The 23470-nt window shown below is 75.5% G+C and carries 24 protein-coding genes; 4 read left to right on the top strand and 20 right to left on the bottom strand.

What is annotated here, in order from left to right; translation table 11 throughout:
- Positions 1–6 precede the first annotated feature (6 nt).
- The 4 genes from aspS to D0Z06_RS05470 all read right to left on the bottom strand — a co-directional run bounded on the left by aspS (position 7) and on the right by D0Z06_RS05470 (position 4791).
- The gene (gene aspS, locus D0Z06_RS05485; protein ID WP_117376343.1) at positions 7–1782 is read right to left on the bottom strand and encodes an aspartate--tRNA ligase; all 1776 of its coding nucleotides are present in this window, start codon (positions 1780–1782) and stop codon (positions 7–9) included.
- A 68-nt stretch (positions 1783–1850) separates the two neighbouring features.
- Positions 1851–2831: an aldo/keto reductase gene (locus D0Z06_RS05480; protein WP_117376342.1), complete on the bottom strand. Its 981-nt coding sequence runs from the start codon at positions 2829–2831 to the stop codon at positions 1851–1853.
- Positions 2832–2836: 5 nt separating this feature from the next.
- Positions 2837–4099 (bottom strand): histidine--tRNA ligase, encoded by a 1263-nt coding sequence (gene hisS, locus D0Z06_RS05475; protein WP_117376341.1) that lies wholly within the window; start codon positions 4097–4099, stop codon positions 2837–2839.
- Complete coding sequence (locus D0Z06_RS05470) at positions 4096–4791, bottom strand: MBL fold metallo-hydrolase (protein WP_117376340.1); 696 nt, start codon at positions 4789–4791, stop codon at positions 4096–4098. The genes hisS and D0Z06_RS05470 overlap by 4 nt, the downstream gene beginning before the upstream one ends.
- A 165-nt stretch (positions 4792–4956) precedes the next feature.
- On the opposite strand from D0Z06_RS05470, the gene D0Z06_RS05465 reads away from it, so the two are divergent.
- From D0Z06_RS05465 to D0Z06_RS26155, 4 genes are all read left to right on the top strand, one after another.
- The gene (locus D0Z06_RS05465) at positions 4957–5772 is read left to right on the top strand and encodes a peptidylprolyl isomerase (protein WP_117376339.1); all 816 of its coding nucleotides are present in this window, start codon (positions 4957–4959) and stop codon (positions 5770–5772) included.
- The gene (locus D0Z06_RS05460) at positions 5769–6494 is read left to right on the top strand and encodes a peptidylprolyl isomerase (RefSeq protein WP_117376338.1); all 726 of its coding nucleotides are present in this window, start codon (positions 5769–5771) and stop codon (positions 6492–6494) included. The genes D0Z06_RS05465 and D0Z06_RS05460 overlap by 4 nt, the downstream gene beginning before the upstream one ends.
- On the top strand, positions 6494–6763 hold the full coding sequence (locus D0Z06_RS26160) for a hypothetical protein (protein WP_233517463.1): 270 nt from the start codon (positions 6494–6496) through the stop codon (positions 6761–6763). Before D0Z06_RS05460 ends, D0Z06_RS26160 begins: the two co-directional genes overlap by 1 nt.
- A 113-nt stretch (positions 6764–6876) precedes the next feature.
- Positions 6877–7149 carry a hypothetical protein gene (locus D0Z06_RS26155; RefSeq protein ID WP_370453290.1) on the top strand — a complete coding sequence of 91 codons (273 nt, stop codon included), beginning with the start codon at positions 6877–6879 and terminating at the stop codon, positions 7147–7149.
- A 41-nt stretch (positions 7150–7190) separates the two neighbouring features.
- On the opposite strand, the gene D0Z06_RS05450 is transcribed toward D0Z06_RS26155, so the two are convergent.
- The 16 genes from D0Z06_RS05450 to pgsA form a co-directional block, all read right to left on the bottom strand.
- Positions 7191–9647 carry a RelA/SpoT family protein gene (locus tag D0Z06_RS05450; protein WP_117376337.1) on the bottom strand — a complete coding sequence of 819 codons (2457 nt, stop codon included), beginning with the start codon at positions 9645–9647 and terminating at the stop codon, positions 7191–7193.
- Positions 9648–9736: 89 nt separating this feature from the next.
- Positions 9737–10354: an adenine phosphoribosyltransferase gene (locus tag D0Z06_RS25660; RefSeq protein ID WP_370453289.1), complete on the bottom strand. Its 618-nt coding sequence runs from the start codon at positions 10352–10354 to the stop codon at positions 9737–9739.
- Positions 10351–11742, bottom strand: a complete 1392-nt coding sequence (gene secF / locus D0Z06_RS05445; protein WP_199522141.1) for a protein translocase subunit SecF — start codon at positions 11740–11742, stop codon at positions 10351–10353. The genes D0Z06_RS25660 and secF overlap by 4 nt, the downstream gene beginning before the upstream one ends.
- Entirely contained in the window at positions 11739–13406 is a 1668-nt protein-coding gene (gene secD, locus D0Z06_RS05440; RefSeq protein WP_117376336.1) for a protein translocase subunit SecD, read from the bottom strand. The genes secF and secD overlap by 4 nt, the downstream gene beginning before the upstream one ends.
- Positions 13407–13416: 10 nt before the next feature.
- Positions 13417–13752, bottom strand: coding sequence for a preprotein translocase subunit YajC (gene yajC, locus D0Z06_RS05435; RefSeq protein ID WP_117376335.1), 336 nt, complete (start codon positions 13750–13752; stop codon positions 13417–13419).
- A gap of 166 nt (positions 13753–13918) precedes the next feature.
- Positions 13919–15046: a Holliday junction branch migration DNA helicase RuvB gene (gene ruvB, locus D0Z06_RS05430; RefSeq protein ID WP_458339530.1), complete on the bottom strand. Its 1128-nt coding sequence runs from the start codon at positions 15044–15046 to the stop codon at positions 13919–13921.
- Positions 15043–15684 carry a Holliday junction branch migration protein RuvA gene (gene ruvA, locus D0Z06_RS05425; protein ID WP_117376334.1) on the bottom strand — a complete coding sequence of 214 codons (642 nt, stop codon included), beginning with the start codon at positions 15682–15684 and terminating at the stop codon, positions 15043–15045. Before ruvA ends, ruvB begins: the two co-directional genes overlap by 4 nt.
- Positions 15681–16247, bottom strand: coding sequence for a crossover junction endodeoxyribonuclease RuvC (gene ruvC / locus D0Z06_RS05420; protein WP_117376333.1), 567 nt, complete (start codon positions 16245–16247; stop codon positions 15681–15683). Before ruvC ends, ruvA begins: the two co-directional genes overlap by 4 nt.
- Before the next feature lie 140 nt (positions 16248–16387).
- Positions 16388–17140, bottom strand: coding sequence for a YebC/PmpR family DNA-binding transcriptional regulator (locus D0Z06_RS05415; RefSeq protein ID WP_117376332.1), 753 nt, complete (start codon positions 17138–17140; stop codon positions 16388–16390).
- A 76-nt stretch (positions 17141–17216) separates the two neighbouring features.
- Positions 17217–17870, bottom strand: coding sequence for a pyridoxal 5'-phosphate synthase glutaminase subunit PdxT (gene pdxT, locus D0Z06_RS05410; protein WP_117376331.1), 654 nt, complete (start codon positions 17868–17870; stop codon positions 17217–17219).
- Positions 17871–17940: 70 nt separating this feature from the next.
- Positions 17941–19080, bottom strand: a complete 1140-nt coding sequence (locus tag D0Z06_RS05405; protein ID WP_117376330.1) for a heparan-alpha-glucosaminide N-acetyltransferase domain-containing protein — start codon at positions 19078–19080, stop codon at positions 17941–17943.
- Between the two features lie 10 nt (positions 19081–19090).
- On the bottom strand, positions 19091–20014 hold the full coding sequence (pdxS, locus tag D0Z06_RS05400; RefSeq protein ID WP_117376329.1) for a pyridoxal 5'-phosphate synthase lyase subunit PdxS: 924 nt from the start codon (positions 20012–20014) through the stop codon (positions 19091–19093).
- Positions 20015–20062: 48 nt separating this feature from the next.
- Positions 20063–20605, bottom strand: coding sequence for a LemA family protein (locus D0Z06_RS05395; protein WP_117376328.1), 543 nt, complete (start codon positions 20603–20605; stop codon positions 20063–20065).
- 11 nt (positions 20606–20616) lie between these two features.
- Positions 20617–21843, bottom strand: a complete 1227-nt coding sequence (locus tag D0Z06_RS05390) for a glycosyltransferase family 4 protein (protein ID WP_117376327.1) — start codon at positions 21841–21843, stop codon at positions 20617–20619.
- Complete coding sequence (locus D0Z06_RS05385; RefSeq protein WP_233517462.1) at positions 21843–22826, bottom strand: phosphatidylinositol mannoside acyltransferase; 984 nt, start codon at positions 22824–22826, stop codon at positions 21843–21845. The genes D0Z06_RS05390 and D0Z06_RS05385 overlap by 1 nt, the downstream gene beginning before the upstream one ends.
- On the bottom strand, positions 22823–23470 hold the full coding sequence (gene pgsA / locus D0Z06_RS05380) for a phosphatidylinositol phosphate synthase (RefSeq protein ID WP_117376326.1): 648 nt from the start codon (positions 23468–23470) through the stop codon (positions 22823–22825). Before pgsA ends, D0Z06_RS05385 begins: the two co-directional genes overlap by 4 nt.

The raw sequence follows: 23470 nt of genomic DNA, 5'->3' as shown, positions 1-23470 counted from the left end.
CGCCGGTCAGCCGGTCGGGTCGGTGGGGCCCGGGGCGCCGGGCTCGCCGGGCAGCGGCGGCTCGTCGGGTTCTGCGTCGATGCCGGCCTCCTTGCGCTGGGCGGCGGTGATCGGCGTGGGGGCGCCGGTGAGCGGGTCGTACCCGGCGCCGGTCTTCGGGAAGGCGATCACCTCGCGGATGGAGTCCACCCCGGCCAGCAGCGCGCAGGTGCGGTCCCAGCCGATGGCGGCCCCGGCGTGCGGGGGCGGGCCGTAGGCGAAGGCCTCGAGGAAGAAGCCGAACCGCTCCCGGGCCTCCTCGCGGGACATCCCGAGCGTCTCGAACACCCGCTCCTGCAGCCCGGCGTCGTGGATCCGCACCGACCCGCTGGCCAGCTCGTTGCCGTTGCACACCAGGTCGTAGGCGTCCGACAGCGCCGCGGCCCTGTCCTCGGCGAAGCGGTCCCGCCACTCCGGCGTGGGCGAGGTGAACGGGTGGTGCATGAACGTCCAGTCGCCGTCCTCGGTCTGCTCGAACATCGGGAAGTCGACGACGAAGAGGAACGACCAGCTGCCCGGCTCGATCAGCTCGAGCCGGCGGGCGATCTCGTTGCGGGCGGCGCCGAGCAGCTCCTGCGCGGAGCGGCGCGGGCCGGCGGCGAAGAAGACGCAGTCCCCGGGCTGCGCGCCCACGGCCTCGACCAGGCCGGCGCGCTCGGCCTCGGAGATGTTCTTGGCCACCGGCCCCCCGAGGGTGCCGTCCTCGGCGACGGTCACGTAGGCCAGGCCGCGGTAGCCGCGGGACTTCGCCCAGTCCTGCCAGGCGTCGAAGGCCCGCCGCGGCTGCGAGCCGCCGCCGGGCATGACGACGGCCCCGACGTAGGGCGCCTGGAAGACGCGGAAGGGGGTCCCGGCGAAGAACGCGGTGAGCTCGGTCAGCTCGAGACCGAAGCGCAGGTCGGGCTTGTCCGACCCGAACCGGTCCATCGCCTCGCGGTAGCTCATCCGCGGGATCGCCGGCACCCGGTACCCGGCCAGCTCCCCCCACAGCGCGCGGACGACGTCCTCCACGACGGCGAGGACGTCGTCGCGCTCGACGAAGCTCATCTCGAAGTCGAGCTGGGTGAACTCCGGCTGCCGGTCGGCCCGGAAGTCCTCGTCCCGGAAGCAGCGGGCGATCTGGTAGTAGCGCTCGAGCCCGCCGATCATGAGCAGCTGCTTGAACAGCTGCGGCGACTGCGGCAGCGCGTACCACTTGCCCGGCTGCAGCCGGACCGGGACGACGAAGTCCCGGGCCCCCTCGGGCGTGGACCGGGTGAGGTCGGGGGTCTCGACCTCGACGAACCCGTGCCGGCCCATGACCTCGCGGGCCACCCGGTTGACCTCCGACCGCAGCCGCAGGGTGCGCGCCGGACCCTGCCGGCGCAGGTCCAGGTAGCGGTACCGGTAGCGGACGTCGTCGGAGGCGGCCTGGTCGGTCTCGACGGGGAACGGCAGCGGCGCCGCCGCGGAGAGCACCTCGAGCCTCGAGGCGGCCACCTCCACGTCACCGGTGGGCAGCTCCGGGTTCTCGTTCCCCTCGGGGCGGCGGCGCACCGCACCGGTCACCAGCACGCAGAACTCGTTGCGCAGCGCGTGCGCCTCCTCCTCGCGGACGACGACCTGCACGTACCCGGAGGCGTCGCGGAGGTCGACGAAGACCACGCCGCCGTGGTCCCGGCGGCGGGCCACCCAGCCGGCGAGGGTGACGGTGGAACCGGCGTCGGACACGCGCAGCGTGCCGGCGTCGTGGGTGCGGAGCACGGTGTTGCCTCTCGGGGTGGTGGGGGGCAGCAGGGGCGCTGCGAGGGGGCAGCGGGGTGGTGCGGGGCCTACCAGCGGTCGTGCACGTGGGCGCGGACGCGCTCGTCGTACACCCGCTCGAGGTCGGCCTGCTGGCGGTCGGTCAGCGGGGGCAGCGCGGCGGCGGCGACGTTGCCGCGGACCTGCTCGACGGAGCGGGCGCCGGGGATGACGGTGGTGACGCCGGGCTGGTCGATCACCCAGCGCAGCGCGAAGGCCGCGGTCGGCGCGTCGCCGGCGATCTCGGCGACCTCGCGGGCCGCGGCGACGCCGATCTCGAACGGGACGCCGGAGAAGGTCTCCCCGACGTCGAAGGCCTCCCCGCCGCGGTTGAAGTTCCGGTGGTCGTCGGCCGGGAACGTCGTCGACTCGTCGTACTTGCCGGTGAGCAGCCCGCTGGCCAGCGGGACCCGGGCGAGGACGCCGACCTGCGCGCGGGCGGCCGCCGGCAGCAGCTCCTCGAGCGGCTTGCGCCGGAAGGCGTTGAGGATCACCTGCAGCGACTGCACGTTCGGCCGCTGGAGGGCGCGCAACCCCTCGGCGACGGTCTCCACCGACACCCCGTAGGCCGCGACCGCCCCCTCCTCGACCAGCGTGTCGAGGGTGTCGTAGACCCGGTCGTCCTCGTACGTGGCCGGCGGCGGGCAGTGCAGCTGGACCAGGTCGAGGGTGTCGACGCCGAGGTTGCGCCGGGACCGGTCGACCCACGCCCGGAGGTTGTCCGGGGTGTACTGCGCGGCCTCGAACGGGTCGGCGCGCCGGCCGGCCTTGGTGGCCACGAAGGGGCGCTCGGCGCGCGGGGCGAGCGCCTTCCGGATGCGCTGCTCGGAGCGGCCGTCACCGTAGACGTCCGCGGTGTCGAGCAGGGTCACCCCCGCGTCGAGGGCGGCGTCGAGCACCTCGGCGGCGGTGGCGTCGTCGACGTCCCCCCAGTCACCGCCGAGCTGCCACGTGCCCAGGCCGACGACGCTGACGTCGGCCCCCGTCCGCCCCAGCGGGCGCTGTTCCATCCCGGTCACCCCCCTACCGTTGCACGCACCGCGTCGAACAGCTCAGCGACGGGGACGGCGCGCTGCTCGCCGGTGCGCATGTCCTTGAGCTGGCCCACGCCGTCGGCGAGGTCCCGCTCGCCGATGACGACGACGTGCGAGGCCCCGGACCGGTCGGCGGCCTTCATCGCGCCCTTGAGCCCGCGGCCGCCGTACACCGTGTCGGCCGAGACGCCCGCCGCGCGCAGCCGGCCGACCAGGCGCACCGCCAGCCGCCGGGCCTCCTCCCCCAGCGGGACGACGAAGGCCTGCACGCCGGCGGCGACGCCGATGTCGAGCCCCTCGGCCCGGACGGCCAGCAGCGTGCGGTCGACCCCCACCGCGTACCCGATGCCCGACAGGTCCGGCCCGCCGAGGGACGCCGACAGCCCGTCGTAGCGCCCGCCGCCGCCGATCGCCGACTGCGCACCGAGGCCGGAGTGCACGAACTCGAACGTCGTCTTCGTGTAGTAGTCCAGCCCGCGCACCAGCCGCGGCGCCTCGGTCCAGGTCACGCCCAGGTCGGTGAGGTGCTGGCGGACGGCGTCGTAGTGGGCCCGCGCGGAGTCCGACAGGTGGTCGACCATCAGCGGCGCGTCCTCCAGCTGCGCCTGCACCTCGGGGCGCTTGTCGTCGAGCACCCGCAGCGGGTTGATCGCCGACCGGCGCCGGGTGTCCTCGTCGAGGTCCAGCTGGTCCAGGTGGGCGACCAGCTTCTCCCGGTACTGCGGCCGGCAGGTCGCGTCGCCCAGCGAGGTGAGCAGCAGCTCGAAGTCGGTGAGCCCGAGGTCGCGGAAGCCCTGCACACCCAGCGCGACCACCTCGGCGTCCAGCGCCGGGTCGTCGACGCCGAGCGCCTCCATGTCGACCTGCGTGAAGTGCCGGTAGCGGCCGGCCTGCGGCCGCTCGTAGCGGAAGCAGGACCCGACGGTCCACAGCTTGACCGGCAGGGCGCCGGTGTACAGGCGGTGCTCGTTGAAGGCCCGCATGAGGCCGGCGGTGAGCTCGGGGCGCAGCGTGAGCGAGCGGCCGCCGCGGTCGTCGAAGGTGTACATCTCCTTCGTGACGACGTCGGTGGACTCGCCGACCCCGCGCGCGAAGACGGCGGTGTCCTCGAACACCGGCGTCTCCACGTACCCGTAGCCGGCCCGCCGCAGCGGGGCGGTGAGCACGTCCCGGACGGCGAGGAACCGGGCCGACTCCGGCGGGAGGACGTCGAAGGTGCCCTTCGGCGCGGTGAGCCCGCTCACAGCCCGCGCCCCCGCGGCGCCGGCCCCGCCCCCGCGGCCGCCTCGGCCAGGTAGGGGTTGGTGGCCCGCTCCCGGCCGACGGTGGTCGCCGGGCCGTGCCCGGGGAGCACGACCGTGGCGTCGTCCAGCGGCAGGACGACGTCGCGCAGCGAGGTGAGCATCGCTGCCCAGGACCCGCCGGGCAGGTCCACCCGGCCGACGGAGCCGGCGAAGAGCACGTCGCCGGCGAGCAGGCCCGGGGCCTCCCCGAGGTCCAGGGAGAAGACCACCGAGCCCTGCGTGTGACCGGGCGCGTGCCGCACGGTGAGCTCCACGCCGGCGAGGGCGAGGACGGCGCCGTCGTCGAGCGCGCGGACCTCGGACGGGTCGGGCAGCCGCACGCCGCTGACCAGCGGGGCCAGCGCGGGGCCGTGCCAGCGCACGGGGTCGGCGAGCATGCCGTTGTCTGCCGGGTGCAGGTAGGCCGGGATGTCGTAGCCCTCGCAGACCGGGAGCACGGAGAAGGTGTGGTCGAGGTGGCCGTGGGTCAGCACGACCGCGACCGGCTTGAGGCCGTCGTCGGCGAGCATGCGGGCCAGCGGCTCGACGGCGTCCATCCCGGGGTCGACCACCACGCACTCCTGCCGCGGCCCGGGGGCGACGGCGTAGCAGTTGGTCCCGAACGCGCCGGCGGGGAACGAGCGGATGAGCACCCGTGCAGGTTACGCGGGGGTGATCACGGCGCTCCGCGCGTCTCCGGCTGCCAGGGAACGGACAGGACGGCCACCTACACTCGCGGATCGACCAGCGGTGCGCGGGCGCGCCGTGGCCCTCGTCCCGCGCCCCACCGCAGCAGCCGTCCGTCCGAGGAGCAGCACGTGCCCAGCAACAAGCAGCGGCGGCAGGCCGCCCAGCGCCGCCTGCAGCGCCAACTCGAGCGTCGCGCCGAGCTGGCCCGCAAGCGCCGTCGCAACCTGCTGGTCGGCGCCTCCGTCGTCGCCGTGCTCGTCGTGCTGGGTGCCGTCTGGCTGCTCACCGGCCTCGGCGGGGACGACGAGGCCCCCCAGGCGGCCGCCGACCCGACGCCCACGACCGCCCCCGTGGTGGACGGCGCCGACGGCACCTGCGACTGGGCGCCGGCCGACACCGCGGCCAACCCGAACCTGCAGGGCGACAGCGGCACCCCGCCCGCGGAGGTCACCGCCACCGGCACCACCCCGGTGACCATCACCACGAACTTCGGCCCCATCGGGCTCACGCTGGACAACGCCAACGCCCCGTGCGCGACGGCGAGCATGGCCTACCTGGCCCAGCAGGGCTACTTCGACGGGACCGTGTGCCACCGCCAGACCGACAGCGAGGGGCTGAAGGTGCTGCAGTGCGGCGACCCGAGCGGCACCGGCGCCGGTGGCCCGGCCTACCAGTTCCCCACCCAGGTGACCGGGGACGAGACCTACCCGCGCGGCACGGTGGCGATGGCCAACAGCGGCCAGGGCTTCGACGGCAGCCAGTTCTTCCTCGTCTACGGCGACAGCCAGCTGCCGCCGTCCTACACGGTGCTCGGCACGATCGACGAGCCCGGCCTGGCCACGCTCGACACCATCGCGGCGAACGGCAACGACGCCAGCAACGGGCCGAACGACGGCGCGCCGACGCAGGAGGTCCGCATCGAGTCCCTGACGGTCGCCGCGTGACGCGTCGGCCGCTGACCGCCACGGCCGTCCCCCTGCTCGCCGCGTCGCTGCTCGGCCTGGCCGGCTGCGCGTCGACCGTCGACGGCAGCGCGAGCTCCGCGGACGGCGGCGCCGGCGGCGGTGCGCGCGGCTCCTCCGGGGCGGGCACGGTCGCCTGCGACTGGTCGGCCGCCCCCTCGGCCAACCCGTACCTCATCGAGGTGCCGCCGCCGGCCGAGGAGGTGCCCGCCGAGGGCAGGGTCGGGCTGCGGCTGGTGACCGACGCCGGGGAGATCCCGCTCACCCTCGCCCGCGACGGCGCCCCGTGCGCCGTCGCCAGCCTGGTGCACCTCACCGGCCAGGGCTTCTTCGACGGCTCGCCGTGCCACCGGCAGACCGACACCGAGGGCCTGCAGGTGCTGCAGTGCGGCGACCCGACGGGCACCGGCGCCGGCGGGCCGACCTACACCTCTCCCACCGACGTCTCCGGGGACGAGACCTACCCGCGCGGCACGGTGGCGATGGCCAACAGCGGCCAGGGCTTCGACGGCAGCCAGTTCTTCCTCGTCTGGGGCGACAGCCGGCTGCCGCCGGCCTACACCGTGGTCGGCACCGTCGACGACGCCGGCCTGGCCGTCCTCGACGCGATCGCGGCCTCCGGCAACGACGGGTCCAACGGTCCCGGTGACGGCGCCCCGGCCGTCCCGGTGACCGTCGAGTCGGTCAGCGTCGGGGCCGGCTGATGGGCGGCGCGCCGGAGCGCCGGGACCCCTACGCCGGCTTCCCGGCGGGGTTCTTCGCCCGCGCCGACGAAGGCCCCGACGGGCGGTTCTACGCCCTCCCCCGGCTGGTCACCCACATCGACGACGCCGCGGTGACCGCCGTGGGCCACCTCTACGCCGAGCTCGGGATCGACGGCTCGGCGGGGCGGCCACGGCGAGTGCTGGACCTCATGTCGTCCTGGGTGTCGCACTTCTGCGTGCCACCGGCCGAGCTGGTCTGCTCGGCCTGAACCGGGAGGAGCTGGCCGCCAACCCGGCGGCCACCGAGCGGATCGTCCACGACCTGAACGCCGACCCGCGGGTCCCGCTGCCCGACGCCGACGTCGACGCCGCCGTCTGCTGCGTGTCGGTCGACTACCTGACCCGGCCGATCGAGGTGCTCGCCGAGGTCGGCCGGGTGCTGCGCCCGGGCGGGCCGGTGGCGATCACCTGCTCGAACCGGTGCTTCCCGACGAAGGCGGTCCGCGGCTGGCTGGCCACCGACGACGAGCGGCACGGCGCGCTGGTGGCCGAGCTCCTCCGGCGGACCGGGCGGTTCACCGAGCCGGTGGTGACGCTGCGCACCGAGCCCGGCGTCGGGGACCCCCTGTACGCGGTGGTCGCCACCCGCCGCTGAGCCGGCCCGCCGCGAGGCGTGGGGGGACGGGTGGTCCTCTTTCAGGCGGTGACGCGCTCGACGTCGAAGACGCCCTCGACGTTGCGCACGGTCTGCAGGACCGAGCCCAGGTGCGCCGGGTCGGCCAGCTCGAAGGTGAACCGGCTGATGGCCACGCGGTCCCGGCTGGTCTGCACCGAGGCCGAGAGGATGTTGACCCGCTCGTCGGCCAGGGCCCGGGTCACGTCGGAGAGCAGCCGGTGCCGGTCGAGGGCCTCGACCTGGATGGCGACGAGGAACACCGACCCGGGCTGGCTGGCCCAGTCGACCTCGACCAGGCGTTCGGGCTTGCGCTCCAGGTCGGCCGCGTTGGTGCAGTCGGTCCGGTGCACGCTGACCCCACCGCCGCGGGTGACGAAGCCGAGGATGTCGTCCCCCGGTACCGGGGTGCAGCACTTGGCCAGCTTGGCCCACACGTCGTTCATCCCGTGGACGACGACGCCCGGGTCCCCGCCCGCCGGGCGCCGGTGCACCGGCCGGCGGGCCGGGATGGCGGTCTCGGCGATGTCCTCGACCGCACCCTCGGTGCCGCCGAGCGCGGTCATCAGCTTGTCGACCACCGAGGCGGCCGAGATCTGGTTCTCCCCGACCGCCGCGTACAGCGCGGTCACGTCGGCGTGGCGGAGGTCCTTGGCCAGCGTGGACAGCGCCTCGCCGCCGAGCAGCCGCTGCAGCGGCAGCCCCGCCTTGCGCATCGCCCGGGCCAGGGCCTCCTTGCCGGCCTCGACGGCGTCCTCGCGGCGCTCCTTGGTGAACCACTGGCGGATCTTCGTCCGCGCCCGGGAGGACCCGACGAAGGACAGCCAGTCCTGGGACGGGGCGGCCGTGGGCGACTTGGAGGTGAAGATCTCCACGACGTCGCCGTTGTGCAGCAGGCTGTCCAGGGAGACGAGGGTGCCGTTGACCCGCGCGCCGATGCACCGGTGCCCGACCTCGGTGTGCACGGCGTAGGCGAAGTCGACCGGGGTGGAGTTGCCCGGCAGGCTGACGACGTCCCCCTTGGGCGTGAAGACGAAGACCTCCTGCGGGCCGAGGTCGTAGCGCAGGGTCTCGAGGAACTCGCCGGGCTCCTGGGCCTCCCGCTGCCAGTCCAGCAGCTGCCGCAGCCACAGCATGTCGTCGGGCGAGCCGGCCTTCGTCGCTCCGAGGTCGTTGCGCGCCCCGGCCCGGCCCGGCTGGGCCTTGGCCTTCTCCTTGTACTTCCAGTGCGCCGCGATGCCGTACTCCGCGGTGCGGTGCATGTCGTGGGTGCGGATCTGCAGCTCGACCGGCTTGCCCTGCGGCCCGATGACCGTCGTGTGCAGCGACTGGTACATGTTGAACTTCGGCATCGCGACGAAGTCCTTGAACCGCCCCGGGACCGGCTGCCAGTGCGCGTGCATGATGCCCAGCGCCGCGTAGCAGTCCCGCACGGTGTCGACCAGGATCCGGATGCCCACGAGGTCCCAGATGTCGGTGAAGTCCCGGCCGCGGACGATCATCTTCTGGTAGATCGAGTAGTAGTGCTTGGGCCGGCCGGTGACGACGGCCTCGATGCCGGCGGCCTTGAGCTGCTCGGTGACCGCGGCGGTGACCTCGGCGAGGTAGGTGTCCCGAGACGGCGCCCGCTCGGCGACCAGCCGGACGATCTCGTCGTACCGCTTGGGGTAGAGCGTGGCGAACGCGAGGTCCTCCAGCTCCCACTTGATGGTGTTCATGCCCAGCCGGTGCGCCAGCGGGGCGAGGATCTCCAGCGTCTCGCGGGCCTTCTTCTCCTGCTTCTCCGGCGGGAGGAAGCGCAGCGTGCGCATGTTGTGCAGCCGGTCGGCGAGCTTGATGACCAGCACCCGCGGGTCGCGGGCCATCGCGACGATCATCTTGCGGATCGTCTCGGCCTGCGCGGCGTCGCCCAGCTTGACCCTGTCGATCTTCGTGACGCCGTCGACCAGGTGGGCGACCTCGGGCCCGAACGCCTCGGTGATGGACTCCAGCGTCTGGCCGGTGTCCTCGACCGTGTCGTGCAGCAGGGCCGCGACCAGGGTCGTGGTGTCCATCCCCAGCCCGGCCAGGACGGTGGCCACGGCCAGCGGGTGGGTGATGTAGGGGTCGCCGCTCTTGCGCTTCTGCGTGGCGTGCGCGGTCTCGGCCACGTCGTAGGCCCGCTGGAGCAGCGCCAGGTCGGCCTTGGGGTGGCTCTGGCGGTGCAGCGCGGCCAGCGGCTCGAGCACCGGCCGGACCACGCCGGCGCGCTGCCCGGAGACGATGCGGCGGGCCAGCCGGTCGCGGACCCGGCGGCGCGGTGCACCGGCCCCGCCCTCGCCCGGGGGCTCGGCCGACACGTCGTCGGGGCGGCGCACCGCGGGGCGGGCCGGCAGCGGGCGGCGGTCCTCGGGGACGGCGGGCGGCTGGCCGCTCTCGGGCTCGGCGGCCGGCAGGGCGGCGGGCCGCGTGGCAGCCACGTTCGTGGCGTCCGGGCCCATGGCGACTCCTGCTCGGCGGCGAGGTGCGACCCTCACCATGCTAGCCGGGCCCCACCTGCCCGCGAGCGCGGCTCGGGGTCATCTCCCTCTCAGGTGGTCCAGAGCGCGTGCACGGCGTGCGGGGCCACCCGCTGGCGGCCGCCGAGGGCGCTGAGCTCGACGACGACCGAGACCGCGGTGACCACCCCGCCGAGGCCCTCGACCAGCGAGACGGCCGCGGCCAGCGTGCCGCCGGTGGCGAGCACGTCGTCGACGACCAGCACCCGCTGCCCGGGGACCACGGAGTCGGTGTGCAGCTCGAGCGTCGCGGTCCCGTACTCCAGCGTGTACTCGGCCGACAGCCGCTGCCGCGGCAGCTTGCCCGCCTTGCGCACCGGGACGACGCCGACGCCGACCTGCAGCGCCACGGCCGCGGCCAGCAGGAAGCCGCGGGCCTCGACCCCCACGACCAGGTCGTAGCCGGGGCCGCCCCGCCCGTCGGCCAGTGCCGCCGCGCGCGGGTCGACCAGCGTCGGGGTGGCCAGCCCGGTCACCGTGCGGCGGAACGCGGCGGGGTCGGCGAAGACCGGGGTGAGGTCGCGGAAGACCACGCCGGGGCTCGGGAAGTCGGGCACGTCGACCGACAGCGCGGCGATCACCTCGTCGAGCGGGCGCTCGGCGTCCGCCGCCCCCGCGGCCCCCGGGCCGCCCACCGGGGAGGTGGTCACCGGCGCTTCCGGCCGCCCGAGCGCCGGCCGCCCTGCGGCCGGGCCCCCGGCCGCGGCGCCGTCGTCCCCCGCGGCTCGGGCCGGACCGACTCCGGCGACTCGACGACGACGTCGGCGCGGGCCGGGCCCAGGTCGGCGTCCCGCTCGGCCACCGCGACGCCGCCGCCGCGCCGCGCGGCGCCGCCGGAGCGGCGGGCGTTGCCCACCACGGCGCGGCCGGCGTCCGGGCGCACGCCGGCCTGGCGGGCCTGCGACGACCGCCGGGCGAGCACCCGGCGGCGCAGCGCCTGCACCTCGGGCTCCCGGTTCTTCAGGTCGGCGACGATCGGGGTGGCCAGGAAGATCGACGAGTAGGTGCCGGCGGCCAGGCCGACGAAGAGCACCAGCGCGAGGTCCTTGAGCGTGCCCACGCCGAGCAGGCCGGCCCCCACGAAGAGCAGCCCGGCCACCGGCAGCAGCGCGATCACCGACGTGTTGATCGAGCGCATGAGGGTCTGGTTGACCGCGAGGTTGGCCGCCTCGCCCCAGGTCATGCGGCTGCCCGAGGTCAGGCCGCGGGTGTTCTCGTCGACCTTGTCGAAGACGACGACGGTGTCGTAGAGGGAGAAGCCGAGGATGGTGAGGAACCCGATCACCGTGGAGGGGGTCACCTCGAAGCCGACCAGGGCGTAGACCCCGGCGGTCAGCACGATGTCGTGGACCAGTGCGGCCATGGCGCCGACCGCCATCTTCGGCTGGAACCGGAGCGCGAGGAAGAGCACGACGGCGACGAAGAAGACCGCCAGGGCGATGAGCGCCTGGTCGGTGATGTCGCGACCCCACTCGGCGCTGACCGCCTCCGGGCTCACCTGCGAGGGCTCCACCCCGGCGGCCGCCGCGACCGCCTCGACGACGCTGCGCTCGGCCTCGTTGTCGAGCGCCTCGGTGCGCAGCAGCAGCGTGTTCCCGCCCACCACCTGGGCGCTGGCCACCGACGCGCCGGCGTCCTCCGCCGCCTCCCGCACCTCGGTGAGCTGCTCGGAGGTGCCGGGCAGGCGCAGGCTGTTGCCGCCCTCGAAGTCGATGCCGAAGTTGAACCCGCGGAAGACCATCGCGGCGATGCACAGGAGCACGACGACCGCGGTGATCCGGTAGATCAGCCGGCTCCGGCCGACGACGTCCAGGCCCGCCTCGCCGTTGTAGAGGCGGTGCGCCAGCGACGAGCGCCGGCCGGTGCCCGCCCCGCGGGCACCCCCGGGGCCCAGGCCGGCGTCGGCCAGCGCCGCGTCGTCGGCGGCGGTCGCGGCGTCCTCGGTGGCCGAGGAGGTGTCGGTCGCCTCGTCCGCGGCGGTGCCCACCGGCAGCGTGCCGTCGGTGGTCGCGTCGGTCGTGTGGTCGCGGCGGCTCATGCCTTGCTCCTGTCCTGGCCGGCGGCCGTCGCACCGGTCGTCGTCGCACCGGTCGTCGTCGCACCGGCGGCGCGGCCGGCCCCCACGAGCTCGCGGTCCGGCGTGCGGCCGGGACGAGCCGGCCCGGCGGGCCGGTCGAGGCTGCGGCCGAGGCCGGAGAACCGGCTGCTGCCGAAGCCGCGGAACCGGGCCAGCACGACCATCAGGGGGTGGGTGAAGAGGAAGACGACGACCAGGTCCAGCACGGTGGACATGCCGAGGGTGAAGGCGAAGCCCTTCACGTCGCCGATGGCCAGCACGTAGAGGATCGCCGCGGCCAGGAAGCTCACCGCGTCGGCCGACAGGATCGTCCGCCGGGCGCGCACCCAGGCGCGCGGCACGGCCGAGCGCAGGGTGCGGCCCTCCCGGATCTCGTCCTTGAGCCGCTCGAAGTACACGACGAAGGAATCCGCGGTGATGCCGATGGCCACGATGAACCCGGCGATGCCGGCCAGGCTCAGCGTGAAGCCGATCTGCCGGCCCAGCAGCACCAGGACGGCGTAGACGACGACCGCCGAGAGCACCAGGCTCGCGATCATCACCAGGCCGAGCAGCCGGTAGTAGAACAGCGCGTAGACGAAGACCAGCCCGATGCCGATCGCGCCGGCGATCAGCCCGGCGCGCAGCTGCTCGGCGCCCAGCTCGGTCGAGATGGACTGCGCGGTGGCCTGGGTGAAGGTCAGCGGCAGCGCGCCGTAGCGCAGCTGGTTGGCCAGCTCCTCGGCCGTCTCCTGGTCGAAGGAGCCGGTGATCGTGGTCGGGTTGCTGGTGATCGCGCCCTGGATGGTCGGCGCGGAGATCACCCGCCCGTCGAGGGTGAAGGCGACGTTGGCCCCGACGTTGGCCGCGGTGTAGGCGGCCCAGGTGTTCTCGCCCGTGGAGTTGAAGTCGAGCAGCACGACCCACTCACCGGTGGCCTGCTGCGTGCCGGCCTGGGCGTCGGTGATGTCGGTGCCCTCGAGGATGGCCGGGCCGAGCAGGTACTTGGCGGTGCCGTCCTCGGTGCAGGCGGCGACGTAGCTCTCCGGCTGCGCCACGTCGGGGCTGGCGTCCTCGGGGTCGCAGGTGAGGGTCGCGTACTCGGCCGCGGCCTCCTCCTGGGTGACCGGGGGCGCGTCCGGGTCCGGCGCGGTCGGGTCCTCGACCGCCCCGCCGGTGGGCTCGGCGGCGTCGGTCGGCTCAGCCCCGTCGGTGGCGGCCGCCGGGTCGGTGGGTTCGGCGGCGTCGGTGGGTTCGGCGGCCGGGGTGGCCGGCTCGGGGCCCTGGACGACCGGCCGGAAGCGCAGCTGCGCGGTCTGCCCGACCTCGCGCGCCTCGTCGCCCTCCTCGCCGGGCACCGAGATGACGATGTTCGAGTCGCCCTCGGTGACCACCGACGCCTCGGCGACACCGAGGCCGTTCACCCGCTGCTCGATGATCCGCCGGGCCAGCTCGAGGTCCTCGGGGGCCGGCGCCTGCCCGTCGGGGGTGCTCGCGGACAGGGTGACGGTGGTCCCGCCCCGCAGGTCGAGCCCCAGCTGCGGGGTCCGGGTGTCACCGGTGAGGAAGATGAGGCCGTAGAGGACGGCGACGATCAGGACGAAGGCGCCGAAGTACCGGCGCGCGGGGAAATCGCGGCGGGCCACGGGGGGCCCGTCAGCGGGCGGCCGAGGAGCCGCCGTCGGCGTTCCCCGGGGTGTCGTCACCGGGCACCGCGGGCCCGGAACCGGTGGCCGGGGTGCGGACCTCGAGGATGGCCTGCCGCTGGAAGGTCACGACCACCCCCGGGGCGATCTCGAGGTCGACCGTGCCCTCGCCGAGGCTCGCGACGGTGCCGTGCAGCCCGGCCGTGGTCATGACCGGGGTGCCCACGGTCAGCGACTCCTGCATCGCCCGGGCCTGCGCCTGCATCCGGCGGCGCTGCCGCGCCGGCAGCACGATGAGCAGCACGAAGGCCAGGGCCAGCAGGACGAGCGGGAAGAACTGCTCCACGACTGATGTGCCTCTCTACCGCGCGGCGGGGGCCCGCGGTGGGTGCGATCCGGGACGGGACCGCTCGGGTGCGTCGGCTGCGACGCGGACGTCCGGCCGGGCGAGCTCGCCGGCGGTCGGCGCACGGCCACGGCGCGGGCGGGTTCGCGCGCCAGCGCCTGACAGTCTATGCGTCGAAGAGCGTCTCTGACGACGACCCTGCGGCCTGCGGGTCCGCTGTGACCCGCCCGAGGGGGACACCGCCCCGCGGCAGCGGCTGGCCGAGGTGCGCCCACGCCGCCTCGGTGGCGACCCGCCCGCGGGGCGTGCGCGCCAGCAGCCCCGCCCGCACCAGGAACGGCTCGCACACCTCCTCGACGGTGTGCGGCTCCTCCCCCACCGCGACGGCCAGCGTCGCGACGCCGACCGGCCCCCCGCCGAAGCGCATGACCAGGGCCTCCAGGACCGCGCGGTCCAGCCGGTCCAGCCCGAGGTGGTCGACGTCGTAGAGCGCCAGCGCGGCCCGGGCCACCTCGAGGGTCACCCGCCCGTCGGCCCGCACCTCGGCGTAGTCGCGCACCCGCCGCAGCAGCCGGTTGGCGATGCGCGGCGTCCCCCGGGACCGGCCGGCGATCTCCGCCGACCCCTCGTCGGTGAGCTCGACGCCGAGCAGGTCGGCGCTGCGGGCGAGCACCAGCTGCAGCTCGGCGGGCTCGTAGAACTCCATCTGGCCGACGAAGCCGAAGCGGTCCCGCAGCGGGCCGGTGAGCAGGCCCGCCCGGGTCGTGGCGCCGACCAGCGTGAACGGGTGGATCTCCAGGGGGATGGCGGTGGCGCCGGGCCCCTTCCCGACGACGACGTCGACCCGGAAGTCCTCCATCGCCATGTACAGCAGCTCCTCGGCGGGCCGGGCGATGCGGTGGATCTCGTCGATGAACAGGACGTCGCCGGGGCCGAGGTTGGACAGCATCGCCGCGAGGTCGCCGGAGCGCTCGATCGCCGGGCCGCTGGTGATCTTCACCGAGGTGCCGAGCTCGGAGCCGATGATGAGCGCGAGGCTGGTCTTGCCCAGCCCGGGCGGCCCGGAGAGCAGCACGTGGTCCGGCGGCCGGCCCCGCCGTTTGGCGCCCTCCAGCACGAGGTCCAGCTGGCGGGCCACCTTGGGCTGGCCGATGAAGTCGGCCAGCGAGTGGGGGCGCAGCGCCGACTCGACCACCCGCTCCTCGTCGCCGGCCCGCGGGTCCACGGCGTCGTCGCGACCACGCCCCGGGCCGGCCTCGGCCGCCGGGAGGCCCCGGTCGATGGGGCTGCTCACGAGCGGCCCAGCAGGCGCAGCGCCTGCCGCAGGAGGACGGCGACCTCGACCGCACCGGTGGCCGCGACCTGCTCGTCGGCGATCGGGGCCAGCTGGGTGACCGCGGCCTCGGCCTCCCTGCTGGTCCAGCCGAGGCCGACGAGCGCGCTGGTGAGCTGGTCCCGCCAGGGCGCCACCGGGGTGACCGGGGCGCCGCCCGCCGGCGCGACCGGCCCGTCGAGCGCCGTGTCGGTCGTGGTGGCGCCGAGCCGGTCGCGCAGCTCCAGGATCAGCCGCTCCGCGCCCTTCTTGCCGATCCCGGGGACCTGCATGAGCGACTTCACGTCGCCCGTCGAGACCGCCCGGCGCACCTCGCGCGGCGGGTGGATGGCCAGCACCGCCTGCGCCAGCCGGGGCCCGACCCCGTTGGCGGTCTGCAGCAGCTCGAACAGCTGCCGCTCGTCGTCGTCGGCGAAGCCGTAGAGGGTGAGGGAGTCCTCCCGGACCACCAGGCTGGTGGCCAGCCGGGCCGGCTCCCCGACCTGGAGGCGGGCGATCGTGCCCGGGGTGCACTGCACCGCCAGGCCGACCCCGCCGACCTCCACCACGGCGCCGTCCGGCGACACCGCCGCCACCCGGCCGTTCACGCTCGCGATCACCGTCGTCCTCCAGTCCAGCGCGGCAGCGTGGTGGTCCGCACCGGGGCACCGATCCCGCCGGCCAGCGCCGCCACCCGCAGCCGCTGCTGCGCCGGCCCCCGCCACGCGTGGCAGACCGCCAGTGCCAGCGCGTCGGCGGCGTCGGCCGGCTTGGGTGGCGAGGCCAGCCCGAGCACGCGCGTGACCATGAGGGTGACCTGCTCCTTGTCGGCCCGGCCGCTCCCGGAGATCGCCGCCTTCACCTCGCTGGGCGTGTGCCAGGCCACCGGGCGGTCGGCCTGCGCGGCGGCGAGGGCGGCCACCCCCGCCGCCTGGGCGGTGCCGGTCGCGGTGCCCTTGTTGTTCTGGGTGAACACCCGCTCGATGGCCACCACGTCGGGCCGGTGCTCGCGCAGCAGCGCGGTCACCTCCGTGTGCAGCTCCAGCAACCGCAGCTCCAGGTCCAGCTCCGCGGCGGTGCGGACGACGCCCACCCCCACGGCCACCGGCCGGCTGCCGGGGCGGCCGTCGACCACCCCCCACCCGCACCGGGTGAGGCCCGGGTCGATGCCGAGCACCCGCATGGCCGCGCCCCCTGCCGTCGCCGAACTGGTGTTCGAGGCAACGGTAACCGGCGCCGCCGACGCGCGGGCGCCGGAACACGCCGCGTCGTGCCGCGGACGCAGTGGCGACGCCCCGGTCCGCCGTCGTGGCGGGGCGGTCCTCAGCCGACCTTCTCGAGCACCTCGTCGGAGACGTCGTAGTTGGCGTAGACGTTCTGCACGTCGTCGCAGTCCTCGAGCGCGTCGATCAACCGGAACACCTTGCCGGCGGCCTCCTCGTCGAGCTCGATGGTCGTGCTGGGCACGAACGCCGCGTCCGCCGAGTCGTAGTCGACGCCGGCGTCCTGCAGCGCCGTGCGCACGGCGACGAGGTCACCCGGCTCGCTGACCACCTCGAAGGAGTCGCCCAGGTCGCGGACCTCCTCCGCACCGGCCTCGAGCACCGCCATGAGGACGGTGTCCTCGTCCACGCCGTCGGCCTTGGGCACGACGACGACGCCCTTGCGGGAGAACAGGTAGGAGACCGAGCCCGGGTCGGCCATCGATCCACCGTTGCGGGTCATCGCCGTCCGGACCTCAGAGGCGGCCCGGTTGCGGTTGTCGGTCAGGCACTCGACGAGGACCGCCACGCCCCCGGCGGCGTAGCCCTCGTACATGATGGTCTGCCAGTCGGCGGCGCCGGCCTCCAGACCGGCGCCGCGCTTCACCGCCCGGTCGATGTTGTCGTTCGGGACCGAGGACTTCTTCGCCTTCTGGATGGCGTCGTAGAGCGTCGGGTTGCCGCCCGGGTCGCCCCCGCCGACGCGCGCGGCGACCTCGACGTTCTTGATCAGCTTGGCGAAGAGCTTGCCGCGCTTGGCGTCGATCGCGGCCTTCTTGTGCTTCGTCGTCGCCCACTTCGAGTGGCCGCTCACGAGTCCTCCTCGCTGGCGCTCGTCGGCCGCGTTCGCGGCCCCGCTGCTCTGCTCGTCGGTGAGCTCGCGAGCTCGCTCACGCTGGCACCTCCTCGTTCCCGGCGTGCACGCCGGCCCTCTCGGCCAGGTGGGATCTGACGATCTGCACGAACAGCGCGTGCACCCGGCGGTCCCCGGTGAGTTCCGGGTGGAAGCTGGTGGCCACCAGGTCACCCTGGCGCACGGCGACGATCCTACCGTCGGCCGGTCCGCCCACGACCCGCGCGAGGACCTGCACCCCCGGACCGGCCTGCTCGACCCAGGGCGCACGGATGAAGACCGCCCGGAGCGGCCCACCGGGCAGGCCGTCGAGCCCCAGGTCGGCCTCGAACGAGTCGACCTGGCGGCCGAAGGCGTTGCGCCGGACGGTGACGTCCAGCCCGCCGACGGTGACCTGGTCGGCGGGGGCGTCGAGCAGCCGGTCGGCCAGCAGGATCATGCCGGCGCAGGAGCCGTACACCGGCAGCCCGGCCGCGACCGCGTCGCGCAGGGGGTCCAGCAGCCCGGTGCGGGCCGCGAGCTTGGCGATCGTCGTGGACTCCCCGCCGGGCAGCACCAGCCCGTCGACGGCGGCGAGCTCGTCGGGCCGGCGCACCGGCACGGCTCGCGCGCCCTGCTCGCGGAGGGCGGCGAGGTGCTCCCTGACGTCGCCCTGCAGCGCCAGCACGCCCACCACCGGATCCCTCAGCACGAGGGACCAATCTACGAGGGCCGGTCCACGGGGCGCCGGTCCACGGGGCGCCGGTCCACGAGGCGCCGGCCTACGGGACGGCGCCCGCCGGGGCGCGGCCGCCGGCCGCCCGCGTGGAGCTCCAGGTGAGCAGCAGCTCCAGCGGACCGGGGCCCAGGATCAGCCGCCAGGCGGTGGCCCCGACCACCGCCACCGCGCAGAACCACAGCCACAGGCCGGTCCCGGCGGGGAACCCGGGGTCCAGCCACGCGAGGGCGACGAGGTGCGCGCTGTAGACGGTGAGCGCCAGCGCACCCACCGACGCCAGGGGGTACACCAGCCGCGGCAGGAGGTCGGCCAGCACGAGGAACACGCCGAGGACCGCGAGCGCCACGCCGGTCGAGCCGACCACCTCGAACGGCGTCCCGCTGTGCGGTGCCGCGCCGCTGAGCCAGGCGGGGTCCCACTCGCCCAGGGCGTCGAACCCGTCCTCCGGGCCGGCCGAGGGCTGCCCGCCGGCCAGCGCCAGGGTGGTCATCCGCCCCCCGCTGTAGCCGGTGAGGGCGAGCGCGACGCCGGCGAGCACCAGCCGGGCGCGGGTCCGCGGCGCGGCCAGGTCCAGGCGGCCCACCCCGAGGCCCACCAGCACGAAGGTCCACCAGATGAGCGCCGGGTAGGTCCCCGTGAGCACCAGCTGGGCGAAGGGCTGGTCGGCGTCGGCGTTCTCGGTCACCCACTGGCCGAGCAGCAGGTCGGCCACCGGCGTCACGACGGCCAGCACGGCGGCCAGCCCGAACAGCCGGGCCGGCGGCCAGCGGAGGAACGGCACGGCGAGCACGAACAGCACCGCGTAGACGACGAGGATGACCGCGACGAAGGTGTCGAGCAGCTCGAGCAGGCCGCCGATCAGGAAGACCCACGCCGCCCGCACCAGCACCCGCAGCCGCGCCCGGACCAGGTCGTCGCCGGTCACGGGCCGGTCCCGGCCCGAGATGAGCGCGACCGACAGCCCGGCCAGGACGGCGAACAGGATGGAGGGCCGCCCGTCGACGACGGCCGGCCAGGTCCCCGGCGACCAGGAGAGCTCGGTGAGCCGGCCGACCCCCATGTGGGCGCCGAACATGCCCAGGACGGCCAGGCCGCGGGCGAGGTCGACCCCGCCGATGCGCCGGCCCGCGGGTGGCCGGGCACCGGCCGGGCGGGCCGCCGTCCGCTCCTGCTGCGCGGTCACCGGGTCGCTCTCACCAGCCGCGGGTGGCGTACCGCTCGCTGTCGGGGAGCGTCGAGACGTTGATGCCGACCATGGGCTCGCCGAGCCCGCGGGAGACCTTGGCGATCACGTCGGGGTCGTCGTGGAAGGTGGTGGCCTGCACGATCGCCGCGGCGCGGCGGGCCGGGTCCCCGGACTTGAAGATGCCCGAGCCGACGAACACCCCCTCGGCGCCCAGCTGCATCATCATCGCCGCGTCGGCCGGGGTGGCGATGCCGCCGGCGGTGAACAGCACGACCGGCAGCTTCCCGAGCCGCGCCACCTCGGCGACCAGGTCGTACGGGGCGCGCAGCTCCTTGGCCGCGACGAACAGCTCGGTCCCGTCGAGGGTGCCCAGCCGCCGGATGCCGGCGCGGATGGCCCGCATGTGCCGGGTGGCCTCGACCACGTTGCCGGTGCCGGCCTCCCCCTTGGAGCGGATCATCGCCGCCCCCTCGGCGATCCGGCGCAGCGCCTCACCGAGGTCGGTGGCCCCGCACACGAACGGCACGGTGAAGGCGCGCTTGTCGATGTGGTGGGCCTCGTCGGCGGGGGTGAGCACCTCCGACTCGTCGACGTAGTCCACGCCGAGGCTCTGCAGCACCCGGGCCTCGACGAAGTGCCCGATGCGGGCCTTGGCCATCACCGGGATCGACACCGCGGAGATGATGCCGTCGATCATGTCGGGGTCGCTCATGCGGGCGATGCCGCCCTGGGCCCGGATGTCGGCGGGCACCCGCTCCAGGGCCATCACGGCGACGGCGCCGGCGTCCTCGGCGATCCTCGCCTGCTCGGGGGTGACGACGTCCATGATGACGCCGCCCTTGAGCTGCTCGGCCATGCCGCGCTTCACGCGGTCGGTGCCGGTGGTCGTCCGGCCCTGCTCGGCCTGGGGGTTCGGGTCCTGCTCGCTCACTGCTCGCTGCCTCGGGTCGGGGGTGGGTGCCCGCGATGGTACGGCCGGTCAGGCGCGGGACCGCCCGGCGCCGGTGGCGCTGGTGACCTCCTCCAGGCCGTCCTCGATGTCGAAGAAGCGCGGCAACGGCCGCGAGGCGTGCAGCCGCATCAGCCAGGGCAGCCGGCGCTGCCGCAGCAGGTGGGTGTCGCGGACGGCATCGTTGTAGAAGCGGCGGGCCAGCCCGATGCGGGTGGCGGTGCCCGCCAGGTCGGCCCGGAGCGCGGCCGGCACCGCGAGGTCCGGCGGGAGCTCCCGCAGCCGGCGACCCAGCGCGTTCTCGGCCAGCTCGCGGTCCCCGCTGCGCGGGCGGCGGGCCGCGGCCGCGGCCGCGGCCAGCCGGGCGGCCCGCTCCTCCCCGAGCGCCGCCGCGTGGTCGCGGGCGAGCTCGGCGGCCAGCGCGCTGCGCCGGGCCAGCTGGGAGTCCAGCGCGGTCCAGGCGCGGTCCACCCGCGCCTCGAGGCGGCGCAGCCGGGTCAGCGTCCAGGTCGTCCAGGCGGCCAGGAGGACGACGACCAGGGCGGCGAGCAGCAGCCAGGCGTCGGTCGTCACGACGGCTCAGGCTAGCGGTCCACCCACCGGCGCAGTGCCGCCCGCGCGCGGGCCGTCGCGGGTTCGTCGTCGTCGGCGGTCAGGCCCGGCAGCGCGCCGTCCCCCGTGGCGGTGACCGCCCCGGCCCCAGGGAGGACGACGGTCTCGTACACCGCCAGCACCCGCCGCGCGATCACCGACCAGTCGTACCCGGCGGCCACCCGGGCCCCGGTCGCGGTGAGGGCGGTCCGCCGCGCCGGGTCGGCCAGCAGGTCGCCCAGCGCCTGGGCCAGCGCCCGCGGGTCCCCCCGGCGGACCAGCACGCCGGCCGCGCCGTCCTCGAGCACCCGGGCGAAGGCGTCGAGGTCGCTGGCGACGATCGGGGCCCCCGCGGCGAGGGCCTCGATGAGGATGATCCCGAAGGACTCCCCCAGCAGGTTGGGCGCGCAGTAGACGTCGACCGAGCGCAGGAACGCCGCCTTGTCCGCCTCGCTGAGCTCGCCGAGCAGCGCGACGTGCGGGCGCAGGTCGGCGGGGACGAGGTCGCGCACCTCGTCGGGGTCCCCCCGGCCGGCGATGAGCAGCCGGGCGCCGGGGTGCCGCCGGACGACGGCCGGCACGGCCTCCAGCAGGACCGGGAGGCCCTTGCGCGGCTCGTCGTAGCGGCCGAGGAAGCCGATGGTCGGCCCGTCGACGCCGCGCGCGTGGCCCGGCAGCGTCGGCCCGGAGGCGAAGGCGGCGACGTGCACGCCGTTGGGGATGATCACCGCGTCGCCGCCGAGGTGCTCGACCTGCACCCGCCGGGCGAAGTCGGAGACCGCGATCCGGCCGCTGATCTTCTCCAGCCACGGCCGGATCACCGGCCCCCACGCGGCCAGCCACTTCGAGCGGGTGGTGGCGGCGTGGAAGGTGGCCACGATCGGCCCGTCGGCGATCATGCAGACCAGCAGGCCGATCGACGGCGGGGCCGGGTCGTGCACGTGCACGACGTCGAAGTGCCCCTCGCGCAGCCACCGGCGCACCCGCGTGGCCGACACCGGGCCGAACTGCACGCTGGCCATCGAGCCGTTGTACGGGATGGGGACGGTCCGCCCCGCCCACGTGACGTGCTGCGGCGGCAGGGACTCCTCGCGCTCGGCCGGGGTGAGCACCTCCACGTGGTGCCCCATCCCGCGCAGCGTCTCGGCGAGGTCGCGGACGTGGTACTGCACGCCGCCGGGGACGTCCCACTGGTAGGGGCAGACCAGGCCGATGCGCATCAGCGGCGCCCCGCGGGGTCCGGCGGGACGTCGGCCCAGATCCGGCCCGGCACGTGCCAGTCCTCGGGCCGCCGGGCGATCGTCGCCGCGAAGGCGTCCGCGACGTCCTGGGTGGCCCGGGCGACCCGGTCGCGCAGCCGGCCCGCTCCGGCGACCGGGACCTCGGGGTGGACCACGAAGCGCCAGCCGCGGCCGTCGAACTGGCAGACGGCCGGGTGCAGCGCGGCCCCGGTGCGCGCGGCCAGCAACGCCGGTCCGCCGGGCATCGTGGTGCCGTGGCCGAAGAAGCGGACCGGCACCCCGCCCGCGGAGAGGTCGCGGTCCACCAGCAGGCACACCGACCGGCCGGCGCCCAGCCACTCCTGCAGCACCGCGGAACCGGGCCGCGGGCCGCCCGTGAGCGGGGTCACCCGCATGCCCAGCGACTCGCGGTAGGCCAGGAACCGGCGGTAGAGGGACTCCGGCTGCAGCCGCTCGGCCACGGTCATGAACGGCCCGCCGAGCCAGTCGACGAACCACACGCCGGCGGCGTCCCAGTTGCCGCTGTGCGGCAGGGCCACGACGACGGGGCGGCCGGCGGCCCGGGCGGCCTCGAAGTGCTCGACGCCCGTGGCGACCGTGTCGCGGAGGATCCGCGCGGGGCCCAGCGAGGGCAGCCGGAAGGCCTCCTGCCAGTAGCGGGCGTAGGACCGCAGCCCCCGGAGGGTGAGGTCGTCGAGGGCGGCGTCGTCCAGCCGGCCGCCGGTGACCACCCGCAGGTTGGCGCGCAGCTGGCGCACCGCCCGGCCGTCCCGTGCGGCCGCCCAGCGGGCGCCGGCGTCGAACGCCGCGACCGCCACCGGCTCGGGGAGCAGCCGGACGGCGCGCCAGCCGGCGGCGTAGCCCAGGTCGGTCAGCCGCGCCGACGCGCGGGCGCGCCGCCCGGGCGCCGGGACGGGCAGCACCGGCGCCGGAGCGGCCGGCGGGGACGCCGGCCCCCTCACGTCGGGCTGCCCGGCGGGGGCGAGGGCGCGGTCGGCAGGGGCCGGCCGCGCGACTGGCGGCGGACGGCGGCGAACCGCTGGCCGACGGTGACCGCGCTGCCGACGAGCAGCAGGCCCAGCGCGACGTGCAGGGCGTAGGGGATGCCGAGGCCGGCGAAGCCGGTGCCGGTGAGCACGAGGATGAGCCGCTCGGTCCGCTCGACGACACCGACGTCGCAGGTCAGGCCGAGCCCCTCGGCGCGGGCCTTCACGTAGGAGGTGAGCACGCCCAGCACGAGGCACAGCAGCGCCAGGAGCACCAGCAGCCGGTCGTCCCCCGCGCCCGAGAACCACCAGACCAGCGCGCCGAAGACGGCGGCGTCGGCGGCCCGGTCGCCGGTGGAGTCGAGCACCGCGCCGAACAGCGACCCCCCACCCTGGGCCCGGGCCAGCGCGCCGTCGAGCATGTCCAGCAGCACGAACAGGGTCACGGTGAAGGCGCCCCAGAACAGCCGGCCGGTGGCGATGAGCAGCACCGACCCGGCGACGGCACCGAGGGTCCCGGTGACGGTCACGGTGTCGGCCGTGACGCCCAGGCGCAGCAGCCGGGCGGCCACGGGCGCCCAGAACCGGCCGACCGCGGCGCGCGCGTTGCCGCCGAGCAC

Origin of the sequence: Geodermatophilus marinus (assembly GCF_003428645.1) — a bacterium.
GTDB lineage: Bacteria > Actinomycetota > Actinomycetes > Mycobacteriales > Geodermatophilaceae > Geodermatophilus.
The sequence above is the reverse complement of the archived record's forward strand: the minus strand, read 5'-3'. Positions and strand labels throughout refer to the sequence as shown.